We start from the raw sequence: 14587 nt of genomic DNA on the forward strand, positions 1-14587 counted from the left end.
CCCATACGTGTTTCCTTTAGGCTCCGGCCACAAACAGCAGGCGGTTCCCGTGAACCTTCATGTGCACCTGCCCGTCCTCCAGCAGTTCGGTCAGGTGGGCACTGACGACCGCGCGGTTCAGGACCACCGCCCCCGCACTGTCCATGGTGATGCCCAGCGCACCGCACACGCGCGCCAGCAGGTCGTCCACGCCCGCCGCGCCGACCTGCACGGCCTCCAGCACGGCCGCCGTGGTACGCGCGTACGCCGCGAGGTTCGCCGCGACCAGCCCCGTCAGGTCCGGGGTGGGGTCCCCGTGACCGGGCAGCGTGACCCGCACGCCCTCCAGTTCCCCCAGCCGGGCGGCCGCCTCCTTCTGAAACGCCGAGTCCGCGCAGAACGTCAGCGGATGCTTGGCCAGGGCATCCGGGCCGAACAGCGCGTCGGCGGCGTACAGCACCTCGCCCACCCGCACGGCGTACATCATGCTGGCGTGCCCGGCGACCTCCAGCAGTTCCACCACCGCCCCCCCGATCCGGGTCAGGCCCGGTTCCGGTGCCAGCCGCGCCGGGCTGGGCGGCGCGAGCAGGAATTTACTCTGCAACTCCCTGGGCGGCCGCGCCCCGAACAGCGTGATCGGTTCCAGAATCGGGTGCGTGATCACGGCGTCCTCCAGCGGCGGCGCGAACACCTTGAGCTCCGGGAATTTCTTCAGGATGAACGCATTCCCGCCGTGATGGTCGGCGTGACTGTGCGTGTTCAGAATCCCGGTCGGCATCAGGTTCAGCTCTGTCAGGCCGCGCAGCAGCTTGCGCGCGTGCCCGTCATCCAGGCCCGTATCCACCAGCAGCGCCCCGCCCCGACCGTCCTCGACCACCAGACTGTTCACCGCGCCCGGCAGGTAATGCACCCCCGGAGCCAACGAGACAAGAGAACCCATGCCCGGCAGCGTACCCGCTCAGGTGCGGCAGCGGCGCGCGGGCAGGCGCGATACGGTCAGGGCATGCTCGCCATGCTCCTGTTGTTCCTGCTCGCGATTCAGGCCGCCGGTCTGGTGGTCGCTGCGGCGTTCGGGCTGGCGCTGCCGTTCTCGTGGGTGCTGGAACGCGCAGCCCTGCGGGGGCGCAGACCGGCGGGTGGGAGCGTCGCCACGGTCCTGACCTGCGCGGCCGGAATACTGCTGGGACTGGGCGTGACGCACGCAGCCTCGGTGACCGGGCAGCACTTCCAGGCAACGCTTGCAGGGAACCCAGAAGCCTCACCGACCGACTTCACCTGGGTGTACCTGACCTTCATGACGACCCTGGTGGCGCTGGGCCTGGGCCTGTCCCGCTGGCAGTACGGGCGCGTGCTGCGCCTGCACGCCGTCGTAGGTGGACTGCTGGTGCTTGCGGGGGTGGCACTGGCCGGTGTGGTGTCGGCCGTGAAGTGATACGGAATGCGTCTGTTTCGTTGCCAACCCGGAACTTCACCGGAGTGCCAGCTCCACGTCCAGAGGAGCGTTCTACTCCTACTCGCATCCGCTCGGACCCAGCGGATTTGTAAGCCATTCAATCAGAGTCCGCATGAGGAATGATGACAGCTGTAAATGACCTGCTCGCGACAGCACTCTCACGCCGCGTCTCCTCCACCGACGCCCTTGGTGCGCTGGGCCTCCTGCTTGAAGCTGCCCGTGCAACGCACCCCGCAGGCGATGATGGCGGACTGGCTGATCTGCTGCCCCCTGAACTCGCCCGTCACCGACTGACCGACACTGAACGCCGGAAGGTCATCGGGGAACTGTCCCGCACCCTCTGGGGGCAGCGCACCCTGAACCACAGCCTGATCTGGGCGCTCAGCAAGAGCGCCGATCCGGTCATCCTGCCGGTGCTGGAACGTGCCCTGAACCGCGCCGTGAAAAGTGGACAGCAGGACGCAGCCAGCGAAGCCCTGAACGGTCTGGCCCTGTTCTGGCCCGACTCTGCGGCAGCGGTCAGATACGCCGCGCAGTACGGTCAGGGGGACGTGAAAGCGCAGGCAGAAGACCTGCTGGAACGGTGGCAGCAGGACGAGGCACCAAGTATCTGACGTTCGATGCCCCGCTGCACGGCATCCTCCGCATTGTTCAGGGGTGGTGGTGAAGCCAGCCGGCCACCACAACATCGAATTCTGGATCGCGTAGCAGGGAGCCCATCTGCCGGAGACCGTCAGCGAGCGAAGCGTCATCCCAGCCTGGAGAGCCCAGGCCCGGGGAATTCAGGGTCATCCAGGCTTCCGCATATCGTCCCTGGGCCAGCAGTTGGCGGAACAGATCAGGAATGTCGCTGTCCGGATCTAGCCACGGCATGCTGGACGCCAGCGCAGGGTCGGACGTGTCCGGGTCAAACTCGAAGCCGCAGATCAGACCGGGCGGATGTTGGAGGTACACGCCGTCCAGTCGTTTGGAGCTGACAGGGTGAAAGCCCGTGTACGTGTCACCCGCCTGCATGACTTCCATCGGCAGTGTGTCCCGCTCAGAGGAGAAGAGCCGCAAACCCTGCGGGGAATCTCCGTGTTGCCTCACAGCTTCGAGGAGCAGGTCGTCCGGGGCCAGCGGATAGGCATCCAGAAACTGCCGCAGTTCCGGAGTGATACCCCGCGCCTCCACGTATTGAAACGCGCGCGTCAGCAGGAACTGCCGTTCGTTGCGGGCTTCCTCGTAAGCGAACGGCAGTTCCAGGTGGAACGACACGATGGTCGGTGGGCGGTCAATGAACCGACGCTGCCAGACGCCCAGCATTGACGGATTGTCGTTGTCCCAGAAGGGCAGCAACGCGGGTGGGTACGGGTAGAGAGACTCCGGAGTGACCCGCTGATACCCGCGCATCGGCGCTTCAAACTCCCCGGCGATTACGGCATGCATGGCAGGGGAGAACCCGAAGGAACGGAACACCTGTGGCGTCATCCGGTTCAGGGTAAGGCAGGGGTGGACGCCCATGCAGCTTGTTTGTGCGGGCGGGTGTACCCTGCGCGCGTGTCTGCGCCCCAGCCCGCCCCTCCCGCTTCGCCCATTCCTACGCCCATCTCCCCTGCCCCAGATACTGCCGCGCCCGGCCCGCCCGCGCCGTTCCGGTTGTCGGCGGCGCAACTGGGCCTGATCGGGTCGAATTTCCTGATGTGGGGCGGGTTCTTTGCGGTGATTCCGCTGGTGACGGTGCATTTCAGTGGTTCGGTGGCCGGGGGTGGGCTGGGCTGGTCGGCGGCGAGTGTGGGGGCGGTGCTGGGCCTGCGGCAGTTGACGCAGCAGGGCCTGACGGTGTTCGGGGGGGCGTGGGCGGACCGCTGGGGGCCGAAGCCGTTGATCCTGCTGGGCTGCGCGCTGCGGACGCTGGGGTTCGCTTGGATGGGCTTCAGTGACTCGTGGGCGGAGTTGCTGGCGGCGGCGGTGCTGGCGGGCGTGGGGGGCGGCCTGTTCGACGCGCCGAAGAGTGCGGCGATCACGCAGGTGACTCCGGCCGAGCACCGCACGCGGATGTTCAGTCTGACGAGCATGTCCGGGAATGCGGGCATGGTGATGGGGCCGCTGATCGGGGCGGCGCTGCTGGGCCTGGGGTTCCGGACGGCGGCGCTGTCGGCGGCGGGCGTGTACCTGCTGGCGGGGGCGGTCATGGCGGTCACGTTGCCGCACCTGCGGCCGCAACGGCTCGCGGCGAGCAGTCTGGACGGACTGCGGGCGGCGGCGACGGATACGCGGTTCCGGCGGTTCACGCTGGTCCTGATCGGGTACTTCATCCTGAGTACGCAGATCAACGTGGCGGTCACCCTGAAGGCCATTGCGCTGGCGGGGAACGGCGCGACCGGGCCGCTGTACGGGCTGTCGGCGGGTCTGGCGGTGCTGCTTCAGTACCCGTTGCTGCGGCTGGTCGAGCGCTTCGTGCCGGTGCGGTCGGCGCTGGTGGCGGCGGTGCTGCTGGTCGGCGCGGCGCTGGGGCTGATGTCGGTGGCCACGACGTTCCCGCAACTGCTGGGCTGCGTGGCGCTGTACAGCCTGGGCACCATGATCGTGTACCCCACCCAGCAGACCCTGACGGCCCGGTTCGCGCCGCCGGGGCGGGTCGGGAGTTACTTCGGGTTCTCGGCGATCAGCCTGGGGGTGGGGGGCGCGGTCGGCAGCGTCCTGGGTGGCGCGCTGGTGGACACGGGCGCGCAGTTGGGCTTCCCGGCGCTGCCGTGGGTCACGCTGGCGGCCATCGGTGCGCTGACGGCGCTGGGGCTGCGCTGGGCGCTGCGGGGCCTGCCGCGCCGGGCGGCGTGAACGCCACACGCCCGCCCAGGGGCGCGGGCGCTCAGGGTTGCGTGCGGAACGGGTCGATGGACAGCACGGGCGCGCGTTGCAGGGACTGCACGCCCAGTTGCAGCAGCGGGTCGAAGCCCTGGGTCAGTTGCCGGATCTCGTCCTCGCCCTGTGTGCGCAGCTGGTCGGGCGTGATGCGCTGCGGGTAGGGGGTGCCGTCTGGCTTGGCGTAGTTCAGGAGGGTGAGCTGCACGGCGGCCTCCCCGACCTGGAAGACGCGGGTGGCGGTGTTCCCGACCCCGGCGGTCGCCTCGCCGATCACGGGGCCGCGCGCGGCGTACTGCACCTCGTACGCGAAGAATTCACTGCATGAGGCGCTGCCCTCGTCGACCAGCACGGCCAGCGGCCCGGTCCACAGTCGGGCATTGCGAACCCCGCCCGCCAGTCGGCCGTCCTCGAGGCGGGTGCCGCGGCTGACGACCGTGCGGGCGTTCCCGTCGGCGCTGCGGGCCACGCGGGTCAGGCTGGGCACGAAGGCGCTGACGGCGCTGTCGCACTCGCTGAGGCTGCCGCCGGGGTTGCCGCGCAGGTCCACGATCAGGCCGCTGGCGCCGCGGCTCTGCGCCTGCCCCACGAGGTCATGCACGCGCTGCGCGACGCGGTTCCCGGACAGGAAGGTGGGAATGCGGATCACGGCCACCTCGCCCTGCGCGGCCGGGGTGGCCGCCAGGGGGTCCGTGCTGGCGGGCAGGACCGGGATCGTGGCGGTCCCGTCGGCTGGCACGAAGGTCAGGCGCGGCAGGTCCAGGGTGCTGCTCTCGCGGGCGGTCAGGCTGACGGTCACGGTCCGCCCGAGCCGCAGGACGCCCAGCGTGATGGGCAGGCCCTGTTCGCGGGCGCTGCGCAGGTCCTCGTACAGGTAGGGTCGGCCGTTCAGGGTCTGGATGGAGTCGCCGCGCCTGAGTCCGGCGTCCTCGGCGGCGCTGCCGGGCACGACCTCGGTCACCACGCGGTTCTGTCCGTCCAGGCGGGCGAGTTTCACGCCGAATTGCAGGCGGTTGCCGCCGGTGGCGCTGGCAACGAATTCGCGGTAGTCCTCGGGCGTCTGGAAGAACGAGTGCTCGTCGCCCAGCGCGGTCAGTTCGGCTTCCAGGACCGGGTAGGCGCGGCTTTCCTCGCAGGTGTCGGGGGTGGGCGCGCAGACGTTGTTCAGGCGCTGCTGGTACTCGCGGGTCAGGGCGGCGCGGTCCACGGTGGACAGCCCGCCGTACCGGGTGCTGATCAGGTCGTTCACGCTGGTGAACACGGCCTGCGCGGGCGATACGCCGCTCTGCGCGTCGGCGCCGGGCAGGGCGGACAGGCTGCCCAGCAGCGCGGTGAGGGCTGCGGTGCGCGCGGCGCGCAGCGGCAGGCGGGACCGGGCCGGGCGGTCACGGCGCGGAAGCGAGCGACGCAGGAATGGATTCATGACTGCCCTCATTCTGCTCTGAACAGATGGGAGTTTGGTGGGCGGCGATTGCGACGTCAGTTACAGGATTGACCGACTGGCACGCGTTTCAGCGAGCAGAACGCATGAACTGACCGGGCGTGTGGGTGGGGGTACCCAGGGGCAGCCGGTGGGGGCAGCCCATTCAATCGGAGTCCGTATCAGGCGACGGGCGAGCGCTGGTACAAGTCCACGAGCCGCCGCAGGAACTTCAGGCCCGGCGCGAAACTGGCCGCCTGCACCCACTCGTCCGTGCGGTGCGCGTTCCCGCCCCGGTACACGCCGACCGCCACGGCAGGCAGGCCGTGCGGGACGGCGGCGTTCGCGTCGGTGCTGCTGGACGCCAGCCGCAGGTCCACGCGCACCTCGCGGGCCGCCTCGCGCACCAGCGGCAGCAGCGCGCCGCTCTGGAGGTCCCCGCCGGGCCGGTCGCCCACGCGTTCCAGGCGCAGTTTCACGCCCACCTCGCGCGCGGCGGCGTGCAGGACGGCCACGGCCCGCGCGTCCAGTTCGGCCAGCACCCCGGCGTCCAGGGACCGCAGGTCCAGCAGCAGCTGCGCGCTGCCCGCGATGGAGTTCACGCTGGTCCCGCCGGACGCGACACCCACGTTCAGGGTGGTGCGGGGCGTGGCGGGCAGGTGCAGGGCGTACAGGGCGCTGATGGCGCGGCCCAGCGCGTGCAGGGTGCTGGGCGCCTGATCACCCCACGAGTGCCCGCCCGGCCCGACGAACTCGGCGCGGTAGCGGCGCACACCCACGCCGCGTGTGACCGCGATGCCCAGGTAGCCGTCCACGGCGATGAACGCGCCCAGGTGCGGGCGGTGCCGGGCGATCAGGTGCTTGGCGCCGCGCAGGTCGCCCAGGCCTTCCTCGCCCACGTTCGCGGCCACCCACAGCGGGCGGCGCAGGGTGGTGCCGCCGCCGCGCAGGTCGCGCAGCAGGGCAGTCACGACGGCCAGACTGGCGCTGTTGTCGCCCACGCCGGGGCCGGTCAGTCGCCCGGCGTCCTCGCGGACCGTCACGTCGGTTCCGGCGTCGAACACGGTGTCCAGGTGCGCGGCCAGCAGCAGCGCGGGGCGGCCCTCGGTGCCGGGCGGGGTGATGCGGGTCAGGACGTTGCCGACCTCGTCGCGTTCGGTCACGTAGCCCAGTCCGGTCCACAGCTCGGAGATCAGGTCCGCGCGCGCGCCCTCATGGAAGGTCGGGGCGGGCGTCTGAGCGATACGAGTGAGGTACGAAAGAGGCATTGCGCGGCATTCTAGAACAGTTGCCAGAACGACTGTCCCGGTACCGGCCCCGCGGGAGGGCAGCGCGGCGGGGCACCCTGGACCGGGGTGCCCCGCCCGCCGCGCCTGTCACGGCGCCGTGTTCAGGGTGGGTGTCAGCGGCGCAGCATGCGGCTGCCGATCATGCCAGCCAGTCCGACCAGTCCGGCTTTCACCATGGGATTACTGAGCAGACCGCCGGGCGCGAAGGCCTCTTCCAGCGGGCTCTTGCCGTTCTGGGCGGGTGCCTGCGCGGTCTTGGTGTACGCGTCGATCAGGTCGTCGTCGTCGCCGGGACGGACCTGCTGCACGGGGTTGGCGGGGCTGCGCACGATGGCGTCGCCCATCTGCTGTTTCTGTTCGGGGGTCATGCCGCCCACGTACTCTTTCAGGATCGCCTGACGCTCCTCGGGACTGGCGGTCTGAAGGTAGTCGCGGATGTACGCGGCGGCCTCCTCGGGGCTCACGACGCCGTCGCCGTTGGTGTCGCGGGGGTCGAGTTTCGCCATCTGTTCGTGCCGGTCTTTCTGCTGGAAGAACATGTCTACCTCCTGGGGAGTAACCGGGCGGCCTGCCCGCCCTGTAACTGTCGGTGCGTCCTTCACGCTACGCAGTCGGGGGGGTGGGGCGCTACGGGGACCGTCTTCAGGAATCCGTGACCCTGACCTCACGGGCAGCGGGCCGGGCGGCCGTGACCGCATGCTCCGGGACAATTCCGGGCGCGGGTGGGCGCTACAGTCGGTGGGTATGCGTTCCCTGGTGCTTATTGGTCATGGATCTCACCTGAACGGTGAGTCGGCGGTCGCGGTGTACCGGTACGCGGAACTGATCCGTCAGCGCGGCCTGTTCGACGAGGTTATCGAGGGGTACTGGAAGGAGGAACCCTCGCTGCGGCAGGTGCTCAAAACGACCGCCAGCACGGACGTGACGGTCATCCCGATGTTCATCAGCGAGGGGTACTTCACGGAGACGGTGATTCCGCGCGAGATGGGCCTGGGGCACCAGGGACCGGTGCCGCCCGAGGGCGTGGCCCGCGTGATCGGCGGCCGGACCGTGCGGTACACCCTGCCGTACGGCGTGCACCCCAGCATGACCGACGTGATCCTGGAACGCGCGCGCGAGGTGCTGCCCGACGCCAGCCCGCACGACACGGCGCTGATCGTGCTGGGGCACGGCACGACCCGCAACGAGAACAGCAACAAGGTCGTGTACCAGAACGCCGACCGCATCCGCGAGTCCGGGCAGTTCGCCGAGGTGCAGGCCCTGTTCCTCGACGAGAACCCCAAGGTGGGCACGTGGCCCGAGACGGTGCGCTCGCCGCGCGTGGTGGTCGTGCCGTTCTTCGCCAGTGAAGGCTGGCACACCCTGGAAACCATTCCCGAGGACATGGGCCTGACCGGGACCGTCACGGACTTCCCGGACAACCCGCACGGGCATCAGCAGGTGTTCTACGCCAAACCGGTGGGCACGCACGCGGCCGTCGCGGACGTGATCCTGCACCTCGCGGAGGAGGCGCGCGGGGCGGGCGGGGCGGGCGGCGACACCGAACGCGGGCACGAGGCGGCGTGGCAGGCGTTCCTGAAGGCCGCGCGCGCCGGACTGCGCGTCGGCGAGGTGCTGGTCACGCCGGAACTGGGCGTGTTCGAGCTGCGTAACGCGCTGGACGAGGGCGTGCCCGGCGGGGACCTGACCACGCTCGTCACGCCGGAGGGCGTGCGGGATCAGGTGCGGTTCACGGACGGCGGCGAGCACCGGCCCGTGCACACGCTGCGGAACCTGCCGCGCGGCTGGCGGTCCGTGCTGAGCGAGGCGGACCTGCGCCGCGCCATGCACTACCTGTACCCGGCGGTGATCGAGGAGACGTACGCGCACGCCTGCCACGCGCTGCGCCCCACCCCGTGGGCGACCACGGCGCGGCGGCAGACGGGCATCTACGCCAAGGTGCAGAAGGCCACGCCGGAACAGGTGGAGCACGTGGCGCGGGACGTGTGCAGCGGCTGCCTGCGCACGCGCCTGTGGGCCGGTCAGCGCCTGACGCACTCGTTCCTGGACGGCGTGCCGGGCGGGATTCCCTGCGCGGAGGCCTGCACGTTCGTGGTGGCCGAGGTGCGCGAGGAAGTCAGCGGGAAACGCGGCGGCGGTCACTCGCACAGCCACTAAGTACACTGCGTTTATCTTTTGGATAAACCGCGCGGAGCGCGTAGCAGAGGAAGTACGTTGAAGCGGGAATGGAGAGATTCCGGTGCTTTCCCGGAATCGCGCAATGGTAGCTTCAATGTACTTAAACGGCACCCCCCGAAACGGCCCCTGGCGGGACTCGTCCGAGTCCTCTGAACACCCCTGACGCGGCGGCGTGCGGGGGTGTTACGCTGTCAGCCGGTGATCAGCTCCCCAGCGCGGGAGTGGGTTGCACTTCCCTTTTCTTCCACCCGCGTCCTGTGAGACGCCCCGCCCCCCGCACCGGGAGCGGTAAGCCCGTCCGAGAGACGGCGATGGAGGCCTTCACATGTTCAGCACCGCGACATTCCAGCGTCGCCCCGGCCAGCTTCGGGGGACGCTTTTCCTACTTTCCGGGGACACGCCCGCCCAGGCCGCCCCCACCCCCCTGGAGGGCGCATGACCGTAAGCAGAGGCGAACTGAAGTACGAGGGGAAAGCCAAACGCGTGTACGCCACCCCCGACGCGAACGAGTACGTGGTGGAGTACAAGGACGACGCGACCGCCTTCAACGGCGTGAAGAAAGCGCAGATCGGCGGGAAGGGCGCGATCAACAACGCGATCACCGCTCACCTGTTCCCGCAGCTGGAAACGGCGGGGGTGCCCACGCACTTCATCCGGCAACTGTCGGACACCGAGCAGCTCGTGCGGGCCGTAACGATCATCCCCGTGGAGGTCATCGTGCGGAACGTGGCCGCCGGGTCGTTCAGCAAACGCCTGGGCGTCGAGGAAGGCACGCCCCTGTCCCGCCCGGTCGTGGAGTACTGCTACAAGAGCGACGCGCTGGGCGACCCGCTGATCAACACGGACACCGCCGTCGCGCTCGGCTGGGCCACGCCCGAGCAGCTGAAGCGCATCCGGGAGCTGGCGCTGAACGTGCAGGCGTTCCTCGTGCCGTACTTCGCGGCGCGCGGCGTGCGCCTCATCGACTTCAAGCTGGAATTCGGCACGCTCGCGGACGGCACGGTCGTCCTGGCCGACGAGATCAGCCCCGACACCTGCCGCTTCTGGGACGCCCAGACGAACGAGAAGATGGACAAGGACCGCTTCCGCCGCGACCTCGGCGGCGTGGAAGACGCCTACGCGGAAATGCTCCGGCGCGTGACCGCACCGGGCGCGAATGGCTGAAGGCCGATGGCCGACCGCCACGACCCACCTGCGCCAGCCCTCCTGACCATCTGCCATCAGCCTCTTGCCATCTGCCCTCCGAAGGAGCCCCACCATGTCCACCTTTAAAGCGAAAGTGTTCGTGACCCTGAAGCCCAGCATTCTCGACCCGCAGGGCCGCACCGTGGAACGCGCCCTGTCGCACCTGGCTCACGGGAACGTGAGTGGTGTGCGCGTCGGGAAGTACATCGAACTGACCCTCTCGGGCAGCCGCGCGGAGGTGGAGGCGCAGCTGAAGGACATCACCGAGAACGTCCTCTCGAACCCCGTGATGGAGGACGCCCGCTGGGAGCTGAGTGAGGAGCTGGTCGGGGCGTGAAGACGGCCGTCATCCAGTTTCCCGGCAGCAACTGCGACGGCGACGCGCTGCACGCCGCGCAGCTGCTCCTTGATCAGGACGCGCAGTTCGTGTGGCACACCGAGGCCGGACTGCCCCAGGGCACGGAACTGGTGTTCCTGCCCGGCGGGTTCAGTTACGGCGATCACCTGCGCAGCGGCGCGATTGCCGCGCGCAGCCCGATCATGCAGGCCGTCAAGGCGCACGCCGAACGCGGCGGGTTCGTGCTGGGCGTCTGCAACGGCTTCCAGGTCCTGACCGAGTCCGGCCTGCTGCCCGGCGCGCTGAGCCGCAACCGCGACCTGCACTTCCTGTGCCGCCCCGTGCACCTGCGCGTGGAGAACACCAGCACGGCCTTCACGGGCGCGTACACGAAGGGGCAGGTCATTGAGGTCCCCATCGCGCACGGTGAAGGCAACTACTACGCCGACCCCGAGACCATCGCGCGGCTGGAAGGCGAGGGGCAGGTCGTGTTCCGGTACACCGACAACCCGAACGGCAGCCTGAACGACATCGCCGGGATCGTCAGCGAACGCGGCAACGTGCTGGGCATGATGCCCCACCCCGAACGGGCCGTGGAGGCCCTGCTGGGCAGCGAGGACGGCCGCGGTCTGTTCGACAGCCTGAAGGGCGCGCTGGTGTCCCGGTGACCCCCCCGTCGCCCGGTGCCGTGACGGCCTACCTGGCCGAGCAGTTCCGCAACGAACTGGACCTGTTCCGCGCCGCGCTGGACGCCGCGCCGGGCGACGCCTTCCACACGCCCCGCCTGGGCCACAGCCCCGCGTGGCACGCCCTGCACATCGCCGAGTGGCTGCGCCTGATGGTCCTCGACGACCGCACGCCGAACTACCACCACCTCGGGTGGGAGGACAACGCCCGCGTGCAGGCGCTCGGCACCCAGCCTGCCCCCGTCCGCGAGAGCGACCCGCGCGAACAGATCCTGGCCGCGCTGGACCAGACCGGCACGCAGGTCGTCGCGTGGCTGGAACAGGCCGACGACACCGCCCTGAACGGCGAAGTCTTCAGCGCCGCCACCCCCAGCGGCACCCGCCCCCGCCGTCTCGCCCTCGGGATGCAGCTGCGCCACATCGGCTACCACCGCGGACAGCTGAACCTGCTGCTGAAGGCCTGACATGACCGATCCGCGCCAGCCCCTGATGACACAGCCCCTGTCCACGCAGTCCCTGATCGTGCAGCTGCTCGACGCCGAGTTCACGGCTTTCGAGGCGGCGCTGCACGCCTGCCCGGACGTCCTGTTCGGCCAGGCGCCGCGCGTCGGGCACCGGGTCGCGTGGCACGCGCTGCATGTCATGGACTGGACGCGGGCCACCATCCAGCCCGGCCTGACCGGCCCTGACCCGGCCCACACCTTCGGGTACCTGGGCTTCGAGGACACCGACTGGGCACGCGCCGCGCACGGCCCGACCCTGGCCGAGGAGACCGACGCGCCCGTCCTGATCCGCGCCGCCGTGAGTGGCGTGTTCAACGCGGCGCGGCGGGACCTGAAAAACGCGCCCGCCGGGCGGTTCGATCCAGACGCGACGTTCCAGATGTTTCACAAACGGCGGGATGTGACCGGCAGTGTCACGTACCACCTTCGCCACACCGCCTACCACCGGGGCCAGATCGCCCTGGTCACCAAGGAGCTTCAATGACGCAAGCCGCCACCCTCCGCGACCGTGCGGGCACGTTTGGCCTGTCCACCGAAGAATTCGACCTGCTCGTCACGCGTATCGGCCGGGAGCCGAACGCGCTGGAGGCCGCCATCGTGGGGGCCATGTGGAGCGAGCACTGCGGGTACAAGAACTCGCGGCCGCTGTTCCGTCACTTCCCCACGACCGGGCCGCAGGTGCTGCAGGGTCCCGGTGAGAACGCGGGTGTGGTGGATATCGGGGACGGGTGGGGCGTGGCGTTCAAGATGGAGAGCCACAACCACCCGTCGGCGGTGGAGCCGGTGCAGGGCGCGGCGACGGGCGTGGGCGGCATCCTGCGTGACATCTTCGCGATGGGCGCGCGGCCCTTCGCGGTGCTGGACAGCCTGCGCTTCGGGAACCCCGACAGCCCCCGCACCCGCTTCCTGCTGAACGGCGTGGTGGAGGGCATCGCGCATTACGGCAACGCGATCGGCGTGCCGACGGTGGGCGGCGAGGTGACCTTCCACCCCAGCTACCAGGAGAACCCGCTCGTGAACGTGATGGCGCTGGGTCTGCTGCGTCACGAGGATCTGGCGAAGGGGACGATGGGTGAGGTCGGGAACACCATCGTGTACGTCGGCTCGAAGACCGGGCGGGACGGGCTGGGCGGCGCGGTGTTCGCGTCTGCCGACCTCAGCAACGCGTCCCAGGCGGACCGCCCCGCCGTGCAGGTGGGCGACCCGTTCATGGAGAAACTGCTGCTGGAGGCGACGCTGGAGGCCATCCAGGCGGGCGTCGTGGCGGGCGTGCAGGACATGGGCGCCGCCGGGCTGGTGAGCAGCACCTGCGAGATGGCGTACCGCGCCGGGCTGGGCATCACCATGGACCTGGACCTGGTCCCCACCCGCGAGGACGGCATGGTCCCCATGGAACTGTGCCTGAGCGAGTCGCAGGAGCGCATGATCCTCGTGCCGGTGCCCGGCAAGGAGCAGGACCTGCTGGACCTGCTGGCCAAGTGGGAACTGGACGTGGTGACCATCGGGCAGGTGGAGGGGCACACGAACTACCGCCTGACGTGGCGCGGCGAGGTCGTCTGCGACCTGCCCGTGGACCTGCTGAACGAGGCGCCCAAGTACACCCGCGAGGGCATCGAATCCGACGAGATCAAAGCGAAGCGCGAGCGTGACCTGAGCGGCGTGCCCGTCCCCGGCGACCTGGGCGCGGTCCTGACCGACCTGCTGGGTCACCCCACGATTGCCAGCAAGCGCCCCATCTACCAGCGGTTCGACCATCAGGTCATGACGAACACCGTCGTCGTGCCCGGCGCCGCCGACGCCGCCGTCATGCGCGTCAAGGGCTCCGGCATGGGCGTCGCCGCGACCAGCGACTGCAACCCGCGCTTCGTGTACCTCGACCCGTACACCGGGGCCGCCGCCGCCGTCGCCGAGGCCGCCCGCAACCTCGCCTGCGTGGGCGCGACCCCGCTGGCGATCACGGACAACCTCAACTTCGGCAACCCCCACCGCCCCGAGGTGTACTACCAGCTGGAACGCGCCGTGCACGGCATCGCCGACGCCTGCCGCGCCCTGAACACGCCCGTCACCGGCGGGAACGTCAGCCTGTACAACCAGTACACCGAGGGCGACGAACGCGTCGCCATTCACCCCACCCCCACCATCGGCATGGTCGGCGTGCTGCCGGACATCACCAAACGCGCCACCATGAACCTGAAAGGCGAAGGGCAGACCATCTACCTGATCGGCCAGCACGCCGACAGCATCGGCGCCAGCCAGTACCTCGAAACCGTGCACGGCCTCGAAGCCGGACACGTCCCCACCCTGGACCTGACCCGCGAACAGGCCGTCATCGACGCCACCCTGCACCTGATCCGCGCGGGCCTGACCGACACCGCGCACGACTGCGCCGAAGGCGGCCTCGCCGTCGCCCTGAGCGAAATGGCCATTGCGGGCAACACCGGCCTGACCGTCACCCTCGACGCCCCCACCACCACCCGCCCCGACGCCCTCCTGTACGGCGAAGCGCACGCCCGCATCCTCATCGCCACCCACGACGCCACCGGCACCGAAGCGGCCCTCACCGCCCAGGGCGTCCCCTTCACCCGCCTCGGCACCACCGGCGGGGACACCGTCACCATTGCCCTCCCCGCCCACCACATACACTTGAGCGTGACCCTCAGCGCCCTCACCCACGCCTTCACCACCCCCCTCGCGGAGATCCTGGGATGACCGG

General features: G+C 69.8%; 15 protein-coding genes. 10 read left to right on the forward strand and 5 right to left on the reverse strand.

What is annotated here, in order from left to right; genetic code table 11:
• Positions 1-16 precede the first annotated feature (16 nt).
• Positions 17-919, reverse strand: coding sequence for an MBL fold metallo-hydrolase (locus IEY70_RS13125; RefSeq protein ID WP_189065482.1), 903 nt, complete (start codon positions 917-919; stop codon positions 17-19).
• A gap of 63 nt (positions 920-982) precedes the next feature.
• Here IEY70_RS13125 and IEY70_RS13130 point away from each other — a divergent pair, with 63 nt between their 5' ends.
• Together IEY70_RS13130 and IEY70_RS13135 are read left to right on the forward strand one after the other, a co-directional pair.
• Positions 983-1411, forward strand: coding sequence for a hypothetical protein (locus IEY70_RS13130; protein ID WP_189065483.1), 429 nt, complete (start codon positions 983-985; stop codon positions 1409-1411).
• Between the two features lie 143 nt (positions 1412-1554).
• The gene (locus IEY70_RS13135; protein WP_189065484.1) at positions 1555-2046 is read left to right on the forward strand and encodes a hypothetical protein; all 492 of its coding nucleotides are present in this window, start codon (positions 1555-1557) and stop codon (positions 2044-2046) included.
• 37 nt (positions 2047-2083) lie between these two features.
• Here the strand turns inward: IEY70_RS13135 and IEY70_RS13140 are convergent, their stop codons facing one another.
• On the reverse strand, positions 2084-2902 hold the full coding sequence (locus IEY70_RS13140; RefSeq protein WP_189065485.1) for a hypothetical protein: 819 nt from the start codon (positions 2900-2902) through the stop codon (positions 2084-2086).
• A gap of 69 nt (positions 2903-2971) precedes the next feature.
• Here IEY70_RS13140 and IEY70_RS13145 point away from each other — a divergent pair, with 69 nt between their 5' ends.
• On the forward strand, positions 2972-4252 hold the full coding sequence (locus IEY70_RS13145) for an MFS transporter (protein ID WP_505706062.1): 1281 nt from the start codon (positions 2972-2974) through the stop codon (positions 4250-4252).
• A 31-nt stretch (positions 4253-4283) separates the two neighbouring features.
• Here IEY70_RS13145 and IEY70_RS13150 read toward each other — a convergent pair whose 3' ends face one another.
• From IEY70_RS13150 to IEY70_RS13160, 3 genes are all read right to left on the reverse strand, one after another.
• Positions 4284-5699 carry a S41 family peptidase gene (locus tag IEY70_RS13150; RefSeq protein ID WP_189065486.1) on the reverse strand — a complete coding sequence of 472 codons (1416 nt, stop codon included), beginning with the start codon at positions 5697-5699 and terminating at the stop codon, positions 4284-4286.
• A 179-nt stretch (positions 5700-5878) separates the two neighbouring features.
• A complete protein-coding gene (locus IEY70_RS13155; protein ID WP_189065487.1) occupies positions 5879-6964 on the reverse strand; it encodes a M20/M25/M40 family metallo-hydrolase in 1086 nt (361 codons plus the stop codon).
• 134 nt (positions 6965-7098) lie between these two features.
• Positions 7099-7524, reverse strand: a complete 426-nt coding sequence (locus tag IEY70_RS13160) for a hypothetical protein (protein ID WP_189065488.1) — start codon at positions 7522-7524, stop codon at positions 7099-7101.
• Between the two features lie 157 nt (positions 7525-7681).
• Between IEY70_RS13160 and IEY70_RS13165 the strand changes: the two genes are divergently transcribed.
• From IEY70_RS13165 to purL, 7 genes are all read left to right on the forward strand, one after another.
• Positions 7682-9142, forward strand: a complete 1461-nt coding sequence (locus IEY70_RS13165; RefSeq protein WP_189065489.1) for a CbiX/SirB N-terminal domain-containing protein — start codon at positions 7682-7684, stop codon at positions 9140-9142.
• A gap of 456 nt (positions 9143-9598) precedes the next feature.
• Positions 9599-10327, forward strand: a complete 729-nt coding sequence (gene purC, locus IEY70_RS13170; protein ID WP_189065490.1) for a phosphoribosylaminoimidazolesuccinocarboxamide synthase — start codon at positions 9599-9601, stop codon at positions 10325-10327.
• A 94-nt stretch (positions 10328-10421) separates the two neighbouring features.
• Positions 10422-10685 carry a phosphoribosylformylglycinamidine synthase subunit PurS gene (gene purS / locus IEY70_RS13175; RefSeq protein WP_189065491.1) on the forward strand — a complete coding sequence of 88 codons (264 nt, stop codon included), beginning with the start codon at positions 10422-10424 and terminating at the stop codon, positions 10683-10685.
• Complete coding sequence (gene purQ / locus IEY70_RS13180) at positions 10682-11353, forward strand: phosphoribosylformylglycinamidine synthase subunit PurQ (protein WP_189065492.1); 672 nt, start codon at positions 10682-10684, stop codon at positions 11351-11353. Before purS ends, purQ begins: the two co-directional genes overlap by 4 nt.
• 20 nt (positions 11354-11373) lie before the next feature.
• A complete protein-coding gene (locus IEY70_RS13185; protein WP_229777912.1) occupies positions 11374-11835 on the forward strand; it encodes a DinB family protein in 462 nt (153 codons plus the stop codon).
• A 1-nt stretch (position 11836) separates the two neighbouring features.
• On the forward strand, positions 11837-12358 hold the full coding sequence (locus tag IEY70_RS13190; RefSeq protein WP_189065494.1) for a DinB family protein: 522 nt from the start codon (positions 11837-11839) through the stop codon (positions 12356-12358).
• On the forward strand, positions 12355-14583 hold the full coding sequence (gene purL / locus IEY70_RS13195; protein WP_189065495.1) for a phosphoribosylformylglycinamidine synthase subunit PurL: 2229 nt from the start codon (positions 12355-12357) through the stop codon (positions 14581-14583). Before IEY70_RS13190 ends, purL begins: the two co-directional genes overlap by 4 nt.
• Positions 14584-14587 lie beyond the last annotated feature (4 nt).

Origin of the sequence: Deinococcus seoulensis (assembly GCF_014648115.1) — a bacterium.
GTDB lineage: Bacteria > Deinococcota > Deinococci > Deinococcales > Deinococcaceae > Deinococcus > Deinococcus seoulensis.

Excerpts from the sequence above, each read along its gene's own strand:
- IEY70_RS13130 (WP_189065483.1), top strand. The coding sequence starts at position 983 with ATGCTCGCCATGCTCCTGTTGTTCCTGCTCGCGATTCAGGCCGCCGGT.
- purC (WP_189065490.1), top strand. The coding sequence starts at position 9,599 with ATGACCGTAAGCAGAGGCGAACTGAAGTACGAGGGGAAAGCCAAACGC.
- IEY70_RS13165 (WP_189065489.1), top strand. The coding sequence starts at position 7,682 with ATGCTCCGGGACAATTCCGGGCGCGGGTGGGCGCTACAGTCGGTGGGT.
- IEY70_RS13150 (WP_189065486.1), bottom strand. The coding sequence starts at position 5,699 with ATGAATCCATTCCTGCGTCGCTCGCTTCCGCGCCGTGACCGCCCGGCC.
- IEY70_RS13155 (WP_189065487.1), bottom strand. The coding sequence starts at position 6,964 with ATGCCTCTTTCGTACCTCACTCGTATCGCTCAGACGCCCGCCCCGACC.
- IEY70_RS13190 (WP_189065494.1), top strand. The coding sequence starts at position 11,837 with ATGACCGATCCGCGCCAGCCCCTGATGACACAGCCCCTGTCCACGCAG.
- IEY70_RS13140 (WP_189065485.1), bottom strand. The coding sequence starts at position 2,902 with ATGACGCCACAGGTGTTCCGTTCCTTCGGGTTCTCCCCTGCCATGCAT.
- IEY70_RS13125 (WP_189065482.1), bottom strand. The coding sequence starts at position 919 with ATGGGTTCTCTTGTCTCGTTGGCTCCGGGGGTGCATTACCTGCCGGGC.
- purS (WP_189065491.1), top strand. The coding sequence starts at position 10,422 with ATGTCCACCTTTAAAGCGAAAGTGTTCGTGACCCTGAAGCCCAGCATT.
- IEY70_RS13160 (WP_189065488.1), bottom strand. The coding sequence starts at position 7,524 with ATGTTCTTCCAGCAGAAAGACCGGCACGAACAGATGGCGAAACTCGAC.
- IEY70_RS13135 (WP_189065484.1), top strand. The coding sequence starts at position 1,555 with ATGACAGCTGTAAATGACCTGCTCGCGACAGCACTCTCACGCCGCGTC.
- purL (WP_189065495.1), top strand. The coding sequence starts at position 12,355 with ATGACGCAAGCCGCCACCCTCCGCGACCGTGCGGGCACGTTTGGCCTG.